Origin of the sequence: Candidatus Ornithobacterium hominis, assembly GCF_951229915.1 — a bacterium.
GTDB lineage: Bacteria > Bacteroidota > Bacteroidia > Flavobacteriales > Weeksellaceae > Ornithobacterium > Ornithobacterium hominis.
Genome location: NZ_OX579588.1, coordinates 199,593 through 219,183, shown reverse-complemented (window position 1 = coordinate 219,183; position 19,591 = coordinate 199,593). Strand labels below are relative to the sequence as shown.

Below are 19,591 nucleotides of genomic sequence, written 5' to 3'. Positions count from 1 at the left end.
TTCCCCCTAGCTGATATTTAATTTTTTTTAAGCCTTTAAAAATTTTAATGGCAATGATGTGTAGAATCTACCTTTGTATTCAAAACTTCCTGCGGAGGAGATAGATAGGGGATGCCTAGCGACATTCCTCTCAAAATAAAAATAATGCCGACCAAAACGGTAAGGTATGGTAAAAGTTTTACAATTTTCAAACGAAAGTTTTGATGAATGGTTGAACCTGCCAGCGCGGCTAAAAACATCAACGGCATCGTGCCTAACCCAAATAGAAACATAAAAAGGCCTGAACCTAATGGTGAACCTGCTGCAATGGCTGCGACCAAGGCTATATAGACTGCTCCGCAAGGTAAAAGCCCGTTTAGCATACCTGTTACTAAAAAAGAGAGATAAGATTTGCGTTTTAGGAATTGAGCTAATTTTGATTTAAGTTGGATCAAAATTTTACCTAACCAAAATTTAGGGGAAATATGTTTTTCTAAATTTTTGGGCAAAAAGACCATTAAAATCATCAGAATTCCAGCAAAAATACTGATATAACTCTGAATTCCTGCCGCTGTGAATCCTGTCCCTATAACGCCTATGCATAGGCCTAAAACTAAATAAGTTATTGCCCTACCAGTTTGATAAGTTAAATTTTTACTTAAACTTTTCACTGCGTTTTCTTGGTTTAACCCCAAAGAAAAAGCAATGGGCCCACACATCCCTACACAATGTAAACTAGAAGCTAAACCTAGCGAGATGGCTGCAATAATTAGCGTGGTATCCATTCTATAACTTTTTGGATGAGATAAAATTCATCATTCATTTCCCAGCGAAGAGACATGTCGTATTCTCCTTTTTCTAACTTCACCGCTGGTATCAAAATTTCTTTAGCATTTTCATTAATGCGAAAATGAATATCATTTTCTTTCTTAACTCCCCGCATTAACAAAACATTTCCATTCTGAATCTCATAACTATCTGGAAATGAAATTAAAATCCCATTGACTTGAATTTTTATCTCAGGTTTATAAACTAAAGTACTTGCTCGGTTGGCTGCATCAATGGTTTCTTCTTGGTATTTCAGAGAATGCTCATAGTAATTATCTGTTACGAGATCGCCTGTATCGCCTGCCAAATAGATTAAAGTCAATATGAAAATCATAAAAGACCCTAAGCCAATCACTACTAAATATGGCCAATTAAGTTTAATTTTTTTCATAATTTTCTATTGGAATGGTGCTGCAAAACTAGTTTTATGGCTATCGATTAGTTTATTATTTTCATCTACCAATTCAATTTCAATTCGCTCTTTGTATGATCTCAATTGCTCTCTCGGTATCTTTATTACCATATTGCCTTGTATTTCACCGCCAGGTTGCATGATGATAACAGAAGTCCCGTTTTCTAGTATAATTTCGCCTTCTGGGTGAGAGGCAAGCTTCAAATGCAATTGCTTGGTTTCTTTGGTTTTATTTTGTAATTGATATGTAAATTGATTCATGATTAAATGATTTTCAGTTTTATAATCTGTACCTGGCATTCGTAAAAATTTAGAGTTCACATCAGATCTCATAAAGAGGAAAGAAGCCAATACACCTATTAAAATGAGCAATACAACGCTATAACCTATCATTCTTGCAGTAAATTTGAATGGTTTTTTCTCTGCAATCTCTTCTTCTGATGCATAACGAATTAGCCCAGTTGGTAAGTTTATTTTAGTCATTACCTCATCACAAGCATCAATGCAAGCAGTACAATTCACACATTCTAGCTGAGTCCCGTTTCGGATATCAATTCCCGTAGGGCAAACAGCAACACACTGCCCGCAGTCTATACAATCACCAATGCCTTTATCTTCTCTGTCTTGCCCTCGCTTGAAGCGTTGTCTCCCTTTTTCTCGCTCTCCCCGAACGTAATCATACGCTACAATAATGGTTTTTTTATCAATCAAGACTCCTTGCAATCTCCCGTAAGGGCAAACCAAAACACAGGCTTGCTCACGAAACCAAGTGAAGATAAAATAGAATATTCCCGTGAAAATCAACAAGCCTAAAAGCGTACTGAAATGCTCAACAGGACCTTCTACGATTAAATCTTTTAATTTATCCACTCCTATCACCCACGCAAAGAGTATATTAGAAATAATGAATGAAATAATGGCGTATATCGTCCACTTCAGAAGCCTTTTCCTAATTTTTTCTTCGTTCCATGCTTGGTTTTTTAATTTAATTTGCTTGTTTCTATCCCCATCTATTACATACTCTATTTTTCTAAAAACCATTTCGAGAAAAATAGTTTGCGGGCAAATCCATCCACAGAAAATTCTTCCATATACTACCGTGAATAAAATGATAAAGACCATCGTAGTTATCATTCCTATCGCTAGAATTTTGAAATCTGAGGTAAAGAACGGATAACTGAATAGATAAAATTCTCCTTTTATAACATCAAATTTGAATAAAGGATTTCCATTTATTTTGATAAACGGTACAACTAACAGGATTAAAATTAAAAACCAACTGACGTAACTTCTATAATTATAGTACTTGCCTTTTGGTTTTTTGGCAAAAACCCATTTTCTTTTCCCAGATTTCTCTGCTGTTCCTATACTATTACGAAAACTCTCAAGCTCATCTTCGAGTTTTGTTTTATTTTGATTTGTTGACATGTAACAAATTTATTAATATGCTTTCTTTAAACCTAATTAAAAAAACAAAAACGCAGGTCAAAAAACTGCGTTTCTATTTTTTTTTAAGGCTTAAAAAATTATTTTCTTTTCCATTTAGAAATTTCATCTCCTTGAGGTTCCAAGCCCCCGTCCGCTTGTGTTACCTCTTGCTGAACTTGATTTAAACTATAAACGTAACTTGAAACATCCTGAACATCTAGCCCCGTTAATTGCTTCGTTTGCCCAAATGCTTGCATTGCTGGGTTGTTCGGGCTACCATCATAAATAACTTTATAAATATTTTTGAATAAATCATCTTCTGTATGATTTATCCAGTAATCATCTGTCAAGTTAGGCCCGACAGAGCCACCCCCAGATTTTGTATGGCAAGTAGCACAAATGTTTTCATAAATAACTTTACCTCTCTCTATTGCTGCCTCATCTTGGTAAAAATTCTCAGCTTCAGCTATCGTGATGTCATTACTTTTAATCCACTCATCTGCCTGTTCTTGTAGCATGGCAGTCTCCACATTAAACTCCTCAATAGGATGAGCAAAGTCTGTCGTAAAGTAAGCTACAATATAAATAACCATGTATATGCAACCTAAATAAAATAAAGCGAGCCACCACTGCGGTAAACTGTTGTCTAGTTCTTTAATCCCATCAAAACCGTGATCTAACAAAATAGCCTGTTCTTCTTCTTCCGTTTGCTTTTCTCTACCACTTCTAAACCAAGTTTTGAAGAAGCCTGCTTTTTTTTCTTCTACGTAAATAGCTTGCTCTTCAGGGCTTAATTGTTCGAATTTTTTTCTCTCTATGACTTTATTCATGTAATCAACTACCAAAAGCATCAAGAAAGAAAGAATAAGTATGACCCAAACAACCCAGTTACTCAAAACATTTATAATCTGATAATAAGCATTATAAAAAATACCTAATAGACCATGCTCTGGAATGAAATTAACAGGAGTCACCGTCATAAATGCAGCTAGTATTACCAACATAACTACAGGAATAAATACGCTACCAGGGATTCTATGTTTCATTTTTTTGATAATTTATATTTTAAATTTATCCTCCTCACTATCATCTTCTAATGGTAACTCAGAGTTTTTTTTATAATAATTTTTTGGTTTATTTATTACTGAATAGATTAATAATACAAAGAATAAAATTGAAGCAATTAAAATAACAAGCTGCAACCATTCTGCGTTTTCATAACCAAAATAATCTTTATAATATTTTAACATTTAATTACTTACTGTTTCAGTTTCTTCCAAACTAATATCGATTCCTAATCGTTGTAAATACGCCGTAATTGCTGTGATTTCTCTACTTCTTAAAGGAACAAACGCTTCTCCTTTTTCTTTTCTCTCTTTTTCGAATAGAGCGGCCAAGTCTGGAGATTCATCAAAAACTCTCTTCTCAATGGCTAAAGCTTGTTCATCCATATCTTTAAATACAGCTTCTTGAGTTCTTTCTTCTTCTGTATAAGGTACACCGATTGTAGCTAGTGCATTCATCTTTTGAACAGTTAAGCTTCTATCTAATTCATTTTCTATTAACCAAGGATAGCGAGGCATAATGGAACCTTCTGACGTTTGCCTTGGATTCCAAAGGTGCTTGTAATGCCAAGAATCTGTTCTTTTAGCGCCTTCTCTTGCTAAATCCGGACCTGTTCTCTTGGACCCCCACAAGAATGGGTGGTCATAAACAAACTCTCCTGGTTTAGAATATTCTCCGTATCTTTTTACTTCGTCTCTAAACGGACGGATCATTTGAGTATGACAAGCATTGCAACCTTCTCTGATGTAAAGATCTCTACCTTCCATTTCTAGCGGAGTGTAAGGCTTCACACTTGATATCGTCGGTATATTAGATTTCACAACCATGGTCGGTACAATTTCTACCAAACCACCTATAGCTAGAGCTAATAATGAAAGTAAAGTAAATAATAATGGAGATCTCTCTAACCAAGGGTGAACTTTTTCTGTTTTTTCTCTTGTTGAAGGCTTCTTCACCAATGCGGGTGCCTCTGCTTTCTCATTTTTAATGAATGAACCGCTTTTCACTGTTTTAATTACGTTCACAACCATAAGAACAGAGCCTAATAAATATAATGTTCCTCCAATTGCACGCATTATATAATAAGGGAAGATTTCTGTTACTGTCTGCAAGAAATTAGAGTAAACTAAAGTCCCAGAAGGGTTAAATTGCTTCCACATCAAGGCCTGCGTCCACCCTGCTATATACATCGGGATCACATACATAATGATACCTAGTGTTCCTAACCAAAAGTGGGTATTCGCTAGACTTCTTGACGCTAATTTTGTATTAAATATTCTTGGTATAATGTAATAAATCATACCAAAAGCCATAAATCCATTCCACCCCAAAGTACCTACGTGTACGTGAGCAATAACCCAATCAGTGAAGTGACCAATTTTATTTAAAGTTTTTGTTGCCAACATCGGTCCTTCAAAAGTTGCCATCCCATAGCATGTCACTGCTACTACAAAAAACTTTAAGATAGGATCTTCTCTTACTTTATCCCACGCTCCTCTTAACGTTAACAAACCATTTAACATACCACCCCAAGATGGAGCAATCAACATTACTGAAAAGCCAGTCCCTACCGCTTGTGCCCAGCCTGGTAAAGAGGTATAAATCAAGTGGTGAGGACCTGCCCATAAATAAACAAAAATCAAAGACCAAAAGTGTATAATTGATAATTTATAAGAGAAAACTGGTCTATTTGCTGCTTTAGGCAAAAAGTAATACATTAAACCTAATATTGGTGTAGTCAAAAAAAGAGCTACAGCATTGTGCCCATACCACCACTGCACAAGTGCATCTTGAACGCCAGCAAAAATAGAATAACTCTTCGGCTGAAGAACATTCCAAGTCACAGGAATCTCTATATTATTAACAATGTGAAGCATTGCCACACCCACCCAAGTTGCTATATAAAACCAAATGGCCACATACATATGTCTCACACGTCTTTTCGCAATAGTAATGAACATATTTATACCAAAAACAATCCAAATAACAGCAATGGCAATATCTATAGGCCATTCGTGCTCTGCATATTCCTTTGATGTATTATAACCTAAAAAGAAACTAATAACCACAAGTATCAAACCTGCCTGCCATCCCCAGAAGTTCACCCAGCTTAGGACATCACTACCCATGCGAGTCTTCAGCAACCTTTGCATCGAGTAATAAGCGCCAGCAAAAAATCCATTCCCCACAAAAGCAAAAATAGCTGCCGAGGTGTGTAGCATCCTCAATCTTCCAAATCCCATTACTCCTTGTGTGTTGGATAAATCCTGAATCGTAGTCCCAAAAATAGTAAAGCTTACACCACCATCATCGGTTCCAAACAAATATTCTGGCAAAGTAGGAAAAAACAGAAGCACTGCTACCGTTAAACCTAATAAAAAAGCTAATACGCCCCAAAAAATAGTCGCGTATAAAAAATACTTTACAACTTTATTGTCGTAATAAAAAGTTTGCATTTGCATTATTCGTCTTCTTTAGTGTTATCGTCTTTTAATATTCTGATTGCAGGGGACTCACCCTCATCAAACTGACCTTTTTTCGCAAAAATAATAAACATGACTAAAAAAATCAATGCGAGAGAAACGCTTGCTAATATCATTAAAAATATTATCCCCATAGTATCTACTTCAGCACAAAAGTATAAAATATGAATTCTTTTTTACTTATGACTTTTGTTAATTAATTTTTCACAAAGGCTAATTTAGAAATTATTTAAATAATTAACAGCTATTCTTGACAATAATTTCAATTATGTTCGTTTTTATTTAACTTTGGCATTCTAAACAAGTAAGACAACTCAAATGGAACTCGAATCCAATAACTTTATTGAACAAATCATCAATGCCGACCTGCAAAAGGGAATGAATCCAAATAAATTAAAATTTCGTTTCCCCCCTGAGCCCAACGGATATTTGCACATCGGGCACGCCAAAGCCATTTGTTTAAATTTCGGTTTGGGTGAAAAATATAAAGCCCCAGTCAATCTCCGTTTTGATGACACCAATCCTGAAGCCGAAGAGGAAGAATTCGTCAATGCCATCAAAGAAGATATTCAATGGCTAGGATTTCAATGGAGCAATGAATGTTACACTTCAGATTACTTTCAGCAACTTTATGACTGGGCTATTCAGCTCATCAAAGAAGGCAAAGCTTATGTAGATGATCAAGATTCAGAAACCATTGTGGAACAAAGAAAAACACCTTTTGAACAAGGTATAAACAGCCCTTACCGTGAACGCTCGGTAGAAGAAAATCTTCGTTTGTTTGAAGAAATGAAAAATGACACTTCCGATGTCAAAAGAGTCCTCCGAGCTAAGATAGACATGGCTTCTCCTAATATGAACATGCGTGACCCTGTGATGTATCGCATGCTCAATAAGCCACATCACCGCACTGGTAATGCCTGGAAAATTTACCCCATGTATGATTGGGCGCACGGCGAAAGCGACTTCATCGAAGGAATTTCACATTCTTTATGTTCCATTGAGTTTGAGAATCACCGCCCTTTATATAACTGGTACCTAGAGCAAGTAAGCGAAGAATCAGATTTAACGCCAAAACAAAGAGAATTCGCTCGAGGCAATGTAAGTTACATGATTACCAGCAAAAGAAAATTGAAACGTTTAATTGATGAAAACATTGTCAATGGCTGGGATGACCCCCGTCTCGCAACCATTTCAGGCTTGAGAAGACGCGGCTACACACCAGAATCCATCAAAACTTTTTGGGAAAAAGCAGGCATTTCTAAACGTGATAATGTGATTGATATTTCTTTATTAGAATACGCCATTCGAGACCACCTTAATGCCATCGCACCACGTGTTTTTGCCGTACTAGATCCCGTAAAATTAATTATCGAAAATTACCCAGAAAATAAAACCGAATATCTACAAGTAGAAAACAACCCTGAGGATGAAAATTCTGGAGAAAGGGAAATCCCTTTTACCCGAGAACTTTACATCGAGCGAGAAGACTTCATGGAAGATGCTCCCAAAAAATTCTTCCGCCTAAGCATCGGCAAAGAAGTCAGGCTAAAAGGTGCTTACATCATAGAAGCCACCCGAGTAGAGAAAGATGAAAACGGAAAAATCACATGCATCTATGCCAAATACGACGAAGAAAGCAAAAGTGGTAGCGGAACGGAAGCCAGCCAAAGACGTGTCAAAGGCACCTTACATTGGGTTTCAGCTCACGAAAACATCCCCATTACCGTAAACTTATACGATCGACTTTTCACCGAAGAAGCACCTGATGGCAACAAAGATATTGACTTTTTAAACTTTATCAACCCCAATTCACTAGAAGTTGTTCAAGGTTTTGGAGAACCTTCATTAGCAGAAGCCAAGCCTGGCGACCGCTTTCAGTTTCAGCGTTTAGGCTACTTCGTTGCAGATAAAGATAGCCAGCCAAATCAAATGATTTTTAATCGTACCGTAGCATTGAGAGATAATTGGGCTAAAAAGAAATAATTTTTTTAAAAGCCTATTAAAATTTTAAATAAAATAAAAAAATACTTAAATCAGTCCTAAGCCTTAAAAAAATAAAAAAAATGGGAAGAGCATTCGAATATCGTAAAGCAGCCAAATTTGCCCGTTGGGATAAAATGGCGAAACAATTCAATCGGATTGGGAAAGAAATCACCATGGCTGTGAAAGAGGGCGGCCCAGACCCAGATACCAACCACGCCCTGCGCCGTGCTATTGATAATGCTAAAGGAGTCAATATGCCCAAAGACAATGTGGAACGTGCCATCAAAAAAGCTTCTGGCGCAGATGCTGAAGTTTATGATGAGATTACCTTTGAGGGCTATGCCCCTCACGGCATTGGAATCTTTGTGGAATGTACAACCAACAATAACAATAGAACCGTAGCCAACGTACGTGCTATCTTTAACAAAGTCGGTGGAAATCTCGGCAAAAACGGCGAACTAACTTTTATGTTTGACCGAAAGGGTGTTTTCACCATCGAGAAATCACAGCTGAAAACTGATATAGAAAATTTAGAATTGGAATTAATTGATTACGGAGCAGAGGATTTTGAAATCGATGAAGACTTTGTCTACATCACTTCTGAATTTGAAAGTTTTGGCGCAGTTTCTCAAAAACTTGATGAAATGAAAATCTCGGTAAAAAATGCAGAGTTAAAACGTATTCCTAATATTACCAAAAATTTAAATCTAGAAGAAACCAAAGAAATTCTGGACATTATAGACCGTTTTGAGCAAGATGAAGACGTGCAAAACGTATACCATACGATGGATATTTCTGAAGAAATAGAAAGTCAATTAGAAGAATAAATTTTCTAAGGCTTAAAAAATTTTCAACAAAAATCTGTAATCAAAAAATTGCAGATTTTTGTTTTTCCTAAGAATCTAATTTCAAAATTTAAAAGAAATTCTAAGGCTTAATTTTTTTTCATTTTAAATCATTTGATAGTTTTAGTAAATTTGAAACCATGCAAAAACCTACAATAGCTAAAGGAACTCGCGATTTTTTGCCCGAGGAGGTGAAAAAGAGAAATTTTATCATTCAAAAGTTAAAAAAGAATTTCGAACTTTTTGGATTCTCACCCATTGAGACTCCCTCGTTTGAAAATCTTTCTACACTCACGGGGAAATACGGCGAAGAAGGCGACCGATTAATCTTTAAAATTTTAAAAAGCGGAGATTTTACTCGCAAGATTAAAGATTGGGGTGCTGGAGCACAAAGTTTAGCCACTCAAATATCAGATAAAGCGCTGCGCTACGACCTCACCGTGCCTTTTGCACGCTTTGTAGTTCAGCATCAAAATGAATTGATTTTCCCCTTCAAACGCTATCAGATTCAGCCCGTTTGGCGAGCAGATCGCCCACAGAAAGGGCGATTTCGTGAATTTCATCAGTGCGATGCCGACGTTGTGGGCAGTGACTCGCTGTGGCAAGAAATAGACCTGATTCAATTATATGATTTTGCTTTTCATGATTTAGAAATTCCTACAGAAATTCACATCAATCACCGAAAAATCTTAGCAGGATTGGCTGAAATTGCTGAAATTCAAGAGCAGCTAATTGATTTCACCGTGGCGCTAGATAAATTAGACAAAATCGGGCAAGATGCTGTGATTTCTGAAATGAAGGAGAAAGGAATTCAAGAAAATTCTATAGAAAAATTTAAACCACTATTCCACATCCAAGGTACATTTGATGAGCAATTGAACCAATTGGAAGAATTTCTAAAGCCTTCTGAAATTGGTATGCAAGGCATTGAGGATTTGAAATTTATTCAAAATAAACTAAAAAATCATCAATTTCTTTCATCAGAACTTATTTTAAACTTGACTTTGGCGCGTGGTTTAGATTACTACACTGGCTGTATTTTTGAGGTCAAAGCAAAAAAAGTGACAATGGGTTCCATCGGCGGCGGCGGCAGATACAATGACTTAACAGGGATTTTTGGACTCAAAGACATGCCAGGTGTCGGGATATCTTTTGGCTTAGACCGCATTTATCTGGTAATGGAGGAGCTTGGACTTTTCCCTATGCAAGAAACAAGACATTTCAAAGTTTTGTTCATCCACTTTGGTGAAAATGAAGCCTCTGAAGCTCAAAAATATATTCAGAAATTACGCCAAGCTGGGATTCAAGCGGAGCTTTACCCTGAAGATGCGAAAATGAAAAAGCAGTTTAGCTACGGAGATAAAGGAAATTTCAGCCACGTGGCTTTGTTGGGTGAAGATGAGATTAAAAATGACTCTTTGGCTGTGAAAAATTTAAAAACTGGAGAGCAGTACGAAATCAAACAAGCTAATTTGCTTTCTAAATTTAATGAATTGAAAGAAAATTTTTATAAGGCTTAAAAAAATAATGATAAAATGACACAAGAAAAAGCGCTCGCACTACTGAAAAGCGGACGAAATATATTCTTGACTGGCTCTGCTGGAACGGGGAAAACCTATGTGCTCAATCAGTATATTCAGTACCTTAAAGACCGAAAAGTCCCCACCGCAGTGACTGCTAGCACTGGGATTGCTGCGACTCATTTGAATGGGATGACGATCCACTCTTGGAGCGGAATCGGCATCAAAGATAATCTTTCTCTAGCACATTTGATATTTCTACAGCAGAAAAAATATATGCGTGATAAAATGGAGGATGTCAAGGTCTTGATCATTGATGAAATCAGTATGTTGCACCGCAAACAGCTGGATTTGGTGAATGAAGTTTTGCAGTTCTTCAAGGGGAATACGTTGCCTTTTGGTGGAGTTCAAGTGGTTTTTTCAGGTGATTTTTTTCAGTTACCGCCCATTGGTAGCGAATGGGAAACCAGCAAGCATAAATTTTGCTTCATGTCCCATGCTTGGGTGCAAGCCCAACTCAAAGTCTGCTATTTGACTCAGCAATACCGCCAAAGTAAGAATTTCCTCAATCAGTTGCTCAATGAAATTCGCTCAAGAAATTTGAGCGCGGAATCTTATAACTTAGTCAATGAAAAAGCTCAAGAAGCGATGTACAGCGATGTGAATCGCTTTCCACAATTGTATACTCACAATGCTGATGTTGATAAAATTAATGAAATTCAATTAAATTTAATCAATGCTCCTGCTAAGAAGTTTAAAGCTATGGTGAAAGGGAATAAAACTTTGGGTGAAACTTTAAAGAATAATGTTTTGGCGCCAGAAATCATTTATTTGAAAGAAGGTGCAGAGGTGATGTTTGTGAAAAATAATTTTGAAAAGCTCTATTCTAACGGCACATTAGGTGTGGTAAGAGATTTCACCGAAGAGGGTTTCCCGTTGGTAGAAACCAAAGACGGCAACTGGATAGAGGCTAGAAGCGAGGAATGGAAAATCGAAGATGAAACGGGCAAAACTTTGGTTTCTTATACGCAAATTCCGCTACGCTTGGCTTGGGCTATTACCATTCACAAAAGTCAAGGTATGACGCTAGATGAGGCTTGTGTAGATTTGAGAAAAACCTTTGAGAAAGGGCAAGGCTACGTGGCGCTCTCTCGGCTGAAGGATTTTGATAAACTTACATTACTGGGTGTGAATGACTTGGCTATGCAATTAGATGATTTAGCCTTCCGTGCTGACCGACGTTTTTTAGAATTATCAGACGAAGTTGATAGCGAGTTTGAATTGGATGATTTAAGTTCAGAGCATCATATTTTTGTCTTGAAATGTGGTGGGACTGTGGATGAAAAAGAAATCAAAAAAAATCGGCAAAAAAAGAAAGCTAAAAAGAAGGCTACTCACCTCGTTACTAAAGAAATGCTAGATTCTGGTCTATCGCTAGAGGAAATTGCTGAGGAAAGAGGCTATTCGTTAGAGACAATCTTCGGGCATTTGAATAAAGTGAAAAAAAATTATCCAAAAACTGATTTTTCTTCGATTGTTGTTGATAAAGATATTATCATTCAAGTCAAAAAAGCGCTACAAAAAATTGAGTTTAAAGATAATGAAATAAAACTTAAACCAATTTTTGAATTTTTGAATGAAATGGTTTCGTATGAAGATATTCAGCGGGCTTTACTGAAAATTTAAGCCTTAAAAAAAATTATTCTGAAATTTTTCTAAGGCTTAAAAAATTTTACTCAGAAAGTGAAATCAAACGTTTCCGAAATCGCTAGTTATAAACTTTCCAAATAAGCTTTCCAACCTCTTTCTCTGTATTCCTCTGCGGCTTCTGTGGGGTTATTAGATTTATAAATTCCTCTTCCAACAATTATGAAATCGGTAAAGTAATCGCTGAAAACCTTTTCTGGCGTATTGTATTGTTGTCCTTTGTTGTCGCCCTTTGATTCTAAATTTACGCCAGGAGTTAATAAAAGTAAGTCATCTGGAACTTGTCTTTGAGCTACTACGGCAAAAACGTTATTAGATTTTTGAGCTAGATTCAAGGCTTGGGAAACATAGTAATTATCTGTCAAAGTACCAGCCGAAGACATTTCTACTATGGCAATAACGCCAGTTGGGTCAAATACGGAAAAACTTTTTTCACCAGCAATCGGGTGAGCGGTTACCATATCTACCCAATCTGCGAATTTATAAATCCCTTGCTTGAACTGAAGCTCTTGCGTATTCCCGATATCGGCAAACTTTCTGTCTTCAAACAAAAGAAAATCTTTTTCTCTTGCGATACTTCGTAAATCTTCTACCAAAGTCCAACTAAAATCCGAAATAATATCAGTATGAAGCTTTAAAGCTACGATTTTATCGCCAATGGATTCGGCTAACTTTTTCAATTCCAGAGCACTCACAACATCTGCAGAAGCAATCAAATTTGATTTTTTACGTAACGCAATGTCTATCATCTTTTTACCCACAGGATGGTGAATATCTTTTTCTTCTAGCTTTTTTCTTTTTCGTAGTGGGGCTGATGGCGGTTCGCTCAAAAAGTTTTTAATTTTAGCTACTTCGTTGGCTTCTAGTCGGCGGTATTTGTGTAAAATATCTATCACCTCATTAATTGTGAACAGGGTCAAAACTCGATAGCCTTTTTCTTTCAATCGTTCGATTCCCCCTTGCTCTCTGTCTAAAACCACGACGATATCAGTCACATTCAGCCCTTCTTTTTCTACCTCATCTATGGTTTCTACCAAGCTTTTCCCGCTCGTGATGACGTCTTCTACCAACAAACAATTTTGCCCGTTTTTGAAAACTCCTTCCAGCATTCGTTTTGTTCCATAGCCTTTGTTTTCTTTTCTTTTAATAATTAATGGAATTCCACTCTCTAAACTCATTACGGTAGCCATTGGCAAAGCTGCGTAAGGGACTCCACAAATCAGCTCTAGTCTTCTATCATCGACTAATTGAAGTAAATTATTAGACAAGGTTTTCAAAAGTTCAGGACTCGATGCCAAGGGCCTCAAATCTACATAGAATGGTGATTCTATACCACTTTTCAAGGTAAAGCTTCCAAATTTTATGATTCCTAATTCATAAGCCTTTAGCAAAAATTCTTCTTTATTTTTCATGAGCGGTTTTTTAGAAATTGAATTGTAATTTCAGCAAATTTAAAAGAATTCTTATTTTTATGCACTCACACTTAATTGAACTTTTATGGATTTATCCACAAATATTGCCAATTTCAGCTTCAAAAATCCTTTGATGAACGCCAGCGGAGCCTTATGCACCAGTTATGATGAACTCAACGCCTTATTGAGCGGGAGCAACTCCAGTTTGGTCACGAAAAGTGCCACGCCCCTGTATCGTGAAGGGAATCCAACGCCACGCTATGCAGAAACGCCTTTAGGAACCATCAATTCAATGGGGTTAGCCAACCAAGGTTTTGATTTTTATTTAAATTTCATTGAGAATAATTATCATCAGAAACCACTTTTCCTATCCATCGCGGGGTTGTGTCTTGAAGACAATTTAGCCATGGCTAAAAAGGCACACGAAAGCAAAGCTGAGTTTCTACTTGAACTGAATTTATCTTGTCCCAATATCATGGGGAAACCGCAAACTGGTTACGATTTTCAGCGGACACGAGAAGTTTTAGAGCAAGTATTTGAAATTTATACCGATAAACCTCTGGGCGTGAAGCTCCCGCCGTACTTCGATATGGTTCACTTTGAGCAAATGGCTGAGATTTTAAAGCAATTTCCGTTATCTTTTGTAACATGCATTAATTCCATTGGCAATGGCTTATACATCGATGCCCAAACTGAATCTGTTGTCATCAAACCCAAAGATGGTTTTGGCGGATTGGGCGGTGAATATGTAAAGCCTACGGCGCTTGCAAATGTTAGAAAATTTTATGAATTACTACCAAAATCCATTAAAATTATTGGCTGTGGCGGCATATTGAGCGGTAAAGATGTTTTTGAGCATTTACTGTGTGGTGCTTCGATGGTACAGGTTGGTTCGCAGCTGATGAAAGAAAAAAATCAAATTTTCTCAAGGCTTGAAAAAGAATTGGAGGAAATTATGTACAAAAAAAACTATTCTAAAATTGAGGATTTTAAAGGGAATTTAAAGAGCCTTTAAAAATTTTCTCATGCAAATAAATAAAAAAACCTCAGAAAATAATCTAATCTCTCTGAGGTTTTTTTTAATTTTTAAGTCTATTTTTTTCTAAGGCTTAAAAAATTTTTCAAGCATCTAAAGCCTTATTCACTTCTCTTACTTTTTCCACAGCTTCGTCAAACTTGGCACGTTCTTCTTCATTCAATTCGATTTCTATGATTTCCTCTACTCCATTCGCTCCAATGATTGCTGGCACGCCTACACACACATCGTTCAACCCATATTCTCCTTCCAATAGTAGTGAGCAAGGGAACATTTTTTTGGAATCTTGAGCAATGGCTCTTACCAATTCGCTCACGGCAGCACCTGGTGCATACCAAGCCGATGTCCCAAGCAATTTAGTCAAAGTGGCACCGCCCACACGTGTTGATTGCTCTACTTCGTCTAATTTTTCTTGGCTAGTGAATTTAGACGCTGGCACACCATTTCTAGTTGCTAAGCGTGTTAATGGCAACATTCCAGTGTCACTGTGTGCACCAATCACCATTCCGTCAACATCTGAAATTGGGCAATCTAAAGCTTCGGCTAATCTGTATTTGAAACGAGCACTATCTAAAGCGCCTCCCATTCCTATGATTTTATTTTTGGGTAAATCAGTTGCTTTGTGAACCAAATATGCCATGGTGTCCATTGGGTTGCTCACCACTATAATCGTAATATCAGGCGATTCTTTTACCAATTGCTCTACGACTGATTTCACGATATTGGCATTTGTTCCGATTAATTCCTCACGAGTCATTCCTGGTTTTCTAGGGATTCCTGAAGTAATTACTGCTACTTGGCTATCTGCTGTTTTAGAATAATCGTTGGTAGAACCCGTGATTTTTGTGTCAAAATGATTTAAAGAAGCCGTTTGCATCAAGTCCATAGCCTTCCCTTCAGCATAGCCTTCTTTGATGTCAACTAAAACAACTTCTGAGGCAAAATTTTTAATTGCAATGTATTCTGCACAACTAGCGCCTACGGCTCCAGCACCTACAACTGTTACTTTCATGATTTAATGATTTTGTGAAATTTTATTTTGGTTTAAAGATAAGAAATATTCAAAATATTTTTGGAATAAAATACATTACTTTTATAAGTTTTTTGATATGTTTTTTGACATGTTTTTTTTTAAGGCTTAAAAATTTTAAACGAAAAAGCCGCCTCAAAATATGAAACGGCTTAATTCTTTGTTTATATTATAATAAACGTGTGATTATTTCTGCTCACCTAGTTTATTGATAGTTACCTCAACTCTTCTGTTACATTGTCTACCTTCTTCGGTATCGTTTGAACATTTTGGCTGAGATTCACCAAATCCTCTTGGAGTCAATACTCCTGCAGAGATTCCTTCTCCTTCCAGCGCTTGTACTACAGAGGCTGCTCTTTTCTGAGAAAGATTTTTGTTATAAGAAGCAGCACCTTTGCTATCGGTATGCCCGTCGATATATAAAGTCATATCTGGATAAACCTCTAGAACTTTTCTAATTTGAGCTGCTTTTTCTTCGATTTTAGCTTTAGAAACTGGTCGGATTGAAGCTTTATCAAAATCAAACTCAACTGCAAACCCAACATTGATGTTTTGTACCATTACTGCTGCCTCTGGGCATCCGCTTGGTGCTATACCTGGCTCGTTAGGGCATTTATCTACATTGTCTGTGAATCCGTCGCCATCAGTATCTGGCCAAGGGCAACCATTATTTTCCTTAGGTCCTGCTTGATTTGGGCATTTATCTACATTGTCATTTAGCCCATCTCCATCAGTATCTGGCCAAGGGCAACCATTGTTTTCTTTAGGCCCTGCTTGGTTTGGGCATTTATCTACATTGTCAGCTATACCATCGCCATCGGTATCTGGGCAGCCGTTGTATTCTGGCAAACCTGCAACCTCTGGGCAAGCGTCATCTATATCACGGATTCCATCTCCATCAGTATCTGGGCAACCATTAAACTCTTTCAAACCAAATGTATCTGGGCATTCGTCTTTATCATCTGGGATTCCATCCTTATCTCTGTCTTGTAATCCGAATTTAAAGGCTAAACCAGCAGTATGCTGAAAGAAGTTAATTGTATTTCCTTCCACGGTTGGCGCCCAGTTGTAATCAGATGCAATGTTTAGCCCGATGTTGTCTGTAAACCAAAAGTTGATTCCTGCTCCTAACTGAGTCATAAAGTGATCTTCTGCTCCTTTAAATTCTTTGTCGATAAGAGATCCATCGAAAGTTTTGTAAGGAGAACTCTTAGATATATTAATCTTGCTATAATCTGTCTTGTTGTATGAAGCACCTACGCGTAAGTAAGGGTCAAACCAACTACTTTTTTTAGTGAAAGCATTCAAAAACTGAAAACGCAAACCTAAACCTGCGTTTAAGAAAAATAAATCATTTAACATTAATCTTTTGTTGTCAATCTGCCCAATGGAAGCAGTTAAATCTGCACTGAAAGGTCCAGACAGGTGACGTACAACTGAAAGTTTTGATAACGGTGGTACTACACTGTAATCATCATAATCAAAAAAACCATCAAAAAGCCCACTAACTGAGGTGTGATCCACAGCATGTGCACCGATAGAAATTCCCCAAGGATTTTGGGCATCTTGAGCCTTAAGTGAGCCTGCAAAGAGCAGAGCTACCAAGCCTAATACTAAATTTAACTTTTTCATACTAAATAAACTATAATTTAATTTAATCCTATATTTAACGCAAAATTAAAAATTCTTTTTTATTCGAGCTATATCTCGTTGCATATCTTTCTTTTTTATGCTTTCTCTTTTGTCAAAAAGTTTTTTACCCTTTGCTAAAGAAATCTTTACTTTTGCCAAGCCTTTTTGATTGATAAATAAATTCAGGGGAACAATCGTCAAGCCTGTTTCCTTTGTTTTGCGTTCAAGTTTATCAATTTCCCGCCGATTGAGCAAAAGTTTTCGGTCTCTTTTTATTTTATGATTATTGTGCGTGCCAAAATCATATTCGTTGATATGCATGTTTACGATGAAAATCTCTCCATTTTTCACCTCACAGAAGCTCTCTGCTATACTAGCTTTCCCCATTCTGATGGATTTTATTTCAGTCCCCTTCAGTTGAATGCCTGCAATGTAGTCATCAAGCAACTCGTAGTTGAACTTTGCTTTCTTATTTTTTATATTTACGTCTTTTTGTATCACAAAAAGTTATTTTTTACCTTTGAATTTTATTACGAATCAAAATTTATTCCAAAATATATGTTAACAGTTTCTAATGTTTCTCTTCAGTTCGGAAAAAGAGTTCTTTTTGATGAAGTCAATATCAAATTTACCAAAGGTAATTGCTATGGAATCATCGGAGCCAACGGGGCTGGAAAATCAACTTTTCTCAAAATTTTATCTGGCGAGCAAGAGCCAACCTCTGGCCATGTGAGTTTAGAAACAGACAAAAGAATGTCTGTACTAGAGCAAGATCACTTCCGATTTGACCAAATTTCTGTTCTAGAAACCGTTTTACGCGGAAATCAAAAGCTTTTTGACATCAAAACAGAAATGGATGCATTATATGCTAAGCCTGACTTTGACGAAGCCGATGGCGTAAAAGCTGGCGAATTAGGTGTGGTTTATGAGGAAATGGGCGGCTGGACAGCTGAAGCCGATGCCGCAACACTCCTCTCCAATGTTGGTGTGAGTGAAGAAGATCATTACAAATTAATGGGTGATCTAGATCCCAAAACAAAAGTTCGTGTTTTATTAGCTCAAGCACTTTTTGGGAATCCTGATGTGCTGATACTAGACGAGCCGACCAACGACTTAGACGTAGAAACCATCTCTTGGCTAGAAGACTTCTTGGCGGATTATGAAAACACTGTGATTGTCGTTTCTCACGACCGCCACTTTCTAGATGCCGTATGTACGCACACAGTAGATTTAGACTTCAGCAGACTCAATCTCTACTCAGGGAATTATTCTTTTTGGTACGAAGCTTCTCAGTTAGCCGCAAGACAGCGTGCACAGGCTAATAAAAAAGCTGAGGAGAAAAAGAAAGAATTACAAGAATTCATTCAGCGTTTTAGCTCCAATGTCGCTAAGGCTAAACAAGCTACGGCCCGTAAAAAGATGATTGATAAACTTGATATGCAAGAAATTAAACCTTCATCTCGACGTTACCCAGCCATCATTTTTGAACGCGAAAGAGAAGCTGGCGATCAAATTTTGGAAACTAAAAGTTTGAAGGCCGTACTTGATAATGAAATTTTATTTGATGAAGTTTCCATAAACCTCAAAAAAGGAGACAAAGTAGCTATCATCTCCAAAAATAGCTTGGCTCAAACTCGATTTTTTGAAATCATAAGCGGTAACAAGTCTGCAGATGGAGGAAGCTATAAATGGGGCGTCACTACGACTCAAACTTATCTTCCGCTAGATCACACCGATTTTTTTGAAAAAGATTTAAATTTAGTCGACTGGTTGAGGCAATACGTAGATTCCGATGAGGAGCGCCACGAGGAATATATTCGTGGTTTCTTGGGGCGAATGCTGTTCTCTGGTGAACAAGCGCTAAAAAAAGCTACTGTGCTTTCGGGAGGAGAAAAAATGCGTTGTATGTTTTCTCGCATGATGTTACTCAAAGGAAATGTCTTATTATTTGATGAGCCGACCAATCACTTAGACTTAGAATCTATCTCTGCTCTGAATAATTCTTTGATGAACTTCAAAGGCACAATTCTAATGTCGTCTCACGACCATGAGTTAATTCAAACCGTTTGCGACAGAATCATTGAAATCACCCCCAAAGGCGTTATTGATAGATATATGACTTATGATGAATATCTAAAAGACCCAAAAGTAAAAGAATTACGCCAAAAATATTATCAAACAAAAGTTGATTAATATTAAAAAAAAGAATAGAGCAAAATAAGAAATAG

General features: G+C 37.0%; 17 protein-coding genes. 6 read left to right on the top strand and 11 right to left on the bottom strand.

What is annotated here, in order from left to right; all coding sequences use genetic code 11:
• Window positions 1-44: 44 nt before the first annotated feature.
• The 7 genes from QOX03_RS01020 to ccoS all read right to left on the bottom strand — a co-directional run bounded on the left by QOX03_RS01020 (window position 45) and on the right by ccoS (window position 6,329).
• Window positions 45-764: a sulfite exporter TauE/SafE family protein gene (locus QOX03_RS01020; RefSeq protein WP_283671139.1), complete on the bottom strand. Its 720-nt coding sequence runs from the start codon at window positions 762-764 to the stop codon at window positions 45-47.
• On the bottom strand, window positions 749-1,198 hold the full coding sequence (locus QOX03_RS01015; protein ID WP_283671138.1) for a FixH family protein: 450 nt from the start codon (window positions 1,196-1,198) through the stop codon (window positions 749-751). The genes QOX03_RS01020 and QOX03_RS01015 overlap by 16 nt, the downstream gene beginning before the upstream one ends.
• Before the next feature lie 6 nt (window positions 1,199-1,204).
• Window positions 1,205-2,647, bottom strand: a complete 1,443-nt coding sequence (gene ccoG / locus QOX03_RS01010; protein ID WP_283671137.1) for a cytochrome c oxidase accessory protein CcoG — start codon at window positions 2,645-2,647, stop codon at window positions 1,205-1,207.
• A gap of 98 nt (window positions 2,648-2,745) precedes the next feature.
• Complete coding sequence (locus tag QOX03_RS01005; protein WP_283671136.1) at window positions 2,746-3,693, bottom strand: cbb3-type cytochrome c oxidase N-terminal domain-containing protein; 948 nt, start codon at window positions 3,691-3,693, stop codon at window positions 2,746-2,748.
• Between the two features lie 12 nt (window positions 3,694-3,705).
• Window positions 3,706-3,897, bottom strand: a complete 192-nt coding sequence (locus tag QOX03_RS01000; RefSeq protein ID WP_283671135.1) for a cbb3-type cytochrome c oxidase subunit 3 — start codon at window positions 3,895-3,897, stop codon at window positions 3,706-3,708.
• Window positions 3,898-6,174, bottom strand: a complete 2,277-nt coding sequence (gene ccoN, locus QOX03_RS00995) for a cytochrome-c oxidase, cbb3-type subunit I (RefSeq protein ID WP_283671134.1) — start codon at window positions 6,172-6,174, stop codon at window positions 3,898-3,900.
• Window positions 6,174-6,329, bottom strand: coding sequence for a cbb3-type cytochrome oxidase assembly protein CcoS (gene ccoS, locus QOX03_RS00990; protein ID WP_119057121.1), 156 nt, complete (start codon window positions 6,327-6,329; stop codon window positions 6,174-6,176). The genes ccoN and ccoS overlap by 1 nt, the downstream gene beginning before the upstream one ends.
• Window positions 6,330-6,513: 184 nt before the next feature.
• Between ccoS and QOX03_RS00985 the strand changes: the two genes are divergently transcribed.
• The 4 genes from QOX03_RS00985 to QOX03_RS00970 all read left to right on the top strand — a co-directional run bounded on the left by QOX03_RS00985 (window position 6,514) and on the right by QOX03_RS00970 (window position 12,232).
• The gene (locus QOX03_RS00985; RefSeq protein ID WP_119058759.1) at window positions 6,514-8,181 is read left to right on the top strand and encodes a glutamine--tRNA ligase/YqeY domain fusion protein; all 1,668 of its coding nucleotides are present in this window, start codon (window positions 6,514-6,516) and stop codon (window positions 8,179-8,181) included.
• Window positions 8,182-8,261: 80 nt separating this feature from the next.
• Complete coding sequence (locus QOX03_RS00980; protein WP_119058760.1) at window positions 8,262-9,008, top strand: YebC/PmpR family DNA-binding transcriptional regulator; 747 nt, start codon at window positions 8,262-8,264, stop codon at window positions 9,006-9,008.
• 158 nt (window positions 9,009-9,166) lie between these two features.
• Window positions 9,167-10,546, top strand: coding sequence for a histidine--tRNA ligase (hisS, locus tag QOX03_RS00975; protein ID WP_283671133.1), 1,380 nt, complete (start codon window positions 9,167-9,169; stop codon window positions 10,544-10,546).
• Window positions 10,547-10,561: 15 nt separating this feature from the next.
• Entirely contained in the window at window positions 10,562-12,232 is a 1,671-nt protein-coding gene (locus tag QOX03_RS00970; RefSeq protein WP_283671132.1) for a helix-turn-helix domain-containing protein, read from the top strand.
• An 86-nt stretch (window positions 12,233-12,318) separates the two neighbouring features.
• On the opposite strand, the gene pyrF is transcribed toward QOX03_RS00970, so the two are convergent.
• The gene (gene pyrF / locus QOX03_RS00965; protein ID WP_283671131.1) at window positions 12,319-13,665 is read right to left on the bottom strand and encodes an orotidine-5'-phosphate decarboxylase; all 1,347 of its coding nucleotides are present in this window, start codon (window positions 13,663-13,665) and stop codon (window positions 12,319-12,321) included.
• Between the two features lie 85 nt (window positions 13,666-13,750).
• Between pyrF and QOX03_RS00960 the strand changes: the two genes are divergently transcribed.
• On the top strand, window positions 13,751-14,680 hold the full coding sequence (locus QOX03_RS00960; RefSeq protein WP_283671130.1) for a dihydroorotate oxidase: 930 nt from the start codon (window positions 13,751-13,753) through the stop codon (window positions 14,678-14,680).
• 106 nt (window positions 14,681-14,786) lie between these two features.
• On the opposite strand, the gene QOX03_RS00955 is transcribed toward QOX03_RS00960, so the two are convergent.
• The 3 genes from QOX03_RS00955 to smpB form a co-directional block, all read right to left on the bottom strand.
• A complete protein-coding gene (locus QOX03_RS00955; RefSeq protein WP_283671129.1) occupies window positions 14,787-15,713 on the bottom strand; it encodes a malate dehydrogenase in 927 nt (308 codons plus the stop codon).
• A gap of 204 nt (window positions 15,714-15,917) precedes the next feature.
• A complete protein-coding gene (locus tag QOX03_RS00950) occupies window positions 15,918-17,363 on the bottom strand; it encodes an OmpA family protein (RefSeq protein ID WP_283671128.1) in 1,446 nt (481 codons plus the stop codon).
• 45 nt (window positions 17,364-17,408) lie between these two features.
• Entirely contained in the window at window positions 17,409-17,864 is a 456-nt protein-coding gene (smpB, locus tag QOX03_RS00945; protein WP_119057129.1) for an SsrA-binding protein SmpB, read from the bottom strand.
• A gap of 57 nt (window positions 17,865-17,921) precedes the next feature.
• On the opposite strand from smpB, the gene QOX03_RS00940 reads away from it, so the two are divergent.
• Window positions 17,922-19,556, top strand: coding sequence for an ABC-F family ATP-binding cassette domain-containing protein (locus tag QOX03_RS00940; RefSeq protein ID WP_119058766.1), 1,635 nt, complete (start codon window positions 17,922-17,924; stop codon window positions 19,554-19,556).
• Window positions 19,557-19,591 lie beyond the last annotated feature (35 nt).

Bases quoted from the DNA above. Each gene is read 5' to 3' on its own strand.
- hisS (WP_283671133.1), top strand. From the start codon at position 9,167: ATGCAAAAACCTACAATAGCTAAAGGAACTCGCGATTTTTTGCCCGAG.
- QOX03_RS01000 (WP_283671135.1), bottom strand. From the start codon at position 3,897: ATGTTAAAATATTATAAAGATTATTTTGGTTATGAAAACGCAGAATGG.
- QOX03_RS00985 (WP_119058759.1), top strand. From the start codon at position 6,514: ATGGAACTCGAATCCAATAACTTTATTGAACAAATCATCAATGCCGAC.
- QOX03_RS00950 (WP_283671128.1), bottom strand. From the start codon at position 17,363: ATGAAAAAGTTAAATTTAGTATTAGGCTTGGTAGCTCTGCTCTTTGCA.
- QOX03_RS00960 (WP_283671130.1), top strand. From the start codon at position 13,751: ATGGATTTATCCACAAATATTGCCAATTTCAGCTTCAAAAATCCTTTG.
- ccoN (WP_283671134.1), bottom strand. From the start codon at position 6,174: ATGCAAATGCAAACTTTTTATTACGACAATAAAGTTGTAAAGTATTTT.
- pyrF (WP_283671131.1), bottom strand. From the start codon at position 13,665: ATGAAAAATAAAGAAGAATTTTTGCTAAAGGCTTATGAATTAGGAATC.
- ccoS (WP_119057121.1), bottom strand. From the start codon at position 6,329: ATGGGGATAATATTTTTAATGATATTAGCAAGCGTTTCTCTCGCATTG.
- QOX03_RS00940 (WP_119058766.1), top strand. From the start codon at position 17,922: ATGTTAACAGTTTCTAATGTTTCTCTTCAGTTCGGAAAAAGAGTTCTT.
- QOX03_RS01020 (WP_283671139.1), bottom strand. From the start codon at position 764: ATGGATACCACGCTAATTATTGCAGCCATCTCGCTAGGTTTAGCTTCT.
- ccoG (WP_283671137.1), bottom strand. From the start codon at position 2,647: ATGTCAACAAATCAAAATAAAACAAAACTCGAAGATGAGCTTGAGAGT.
- QOX03_RS01005 (WP_283671136.1), bottom strand. From the start codon at position 3,693: ATGAAACATAGAATCCCTGGTAGCGTATTTATTCCTGTAGTTATGTTG.
- QOX03_RS00970 (WP_283671132.1), top strand. From the start codon at position 10,562: ATGACACAAGAAAAAGCGCTCGCACTACTGAAAAGCGGACGAAATATA.
- QOX03_RS00980 (WP_119058760.1), top strand. From the start codon at position 8,262: ATGGGAAGAGCATTCGAATATCGTAAAGCAGCCAAATTTGCCCGTTGG.
- QOX03_RS00955 (WP_283671129.1), bottom strand. From the start codon at position 15,713: ATGAAAGTAACAGTTGTAGGTGCTGGAGCCGTAGGCGCTAGTTGTGCA.
- QOX03_RS01015 (WP_283671138.1), bottom strand. From the start codon at position 1,198: ATGAAAAAAATTAAACTTAATTGGCCATATTTAGTAGTGATTGGCTTA.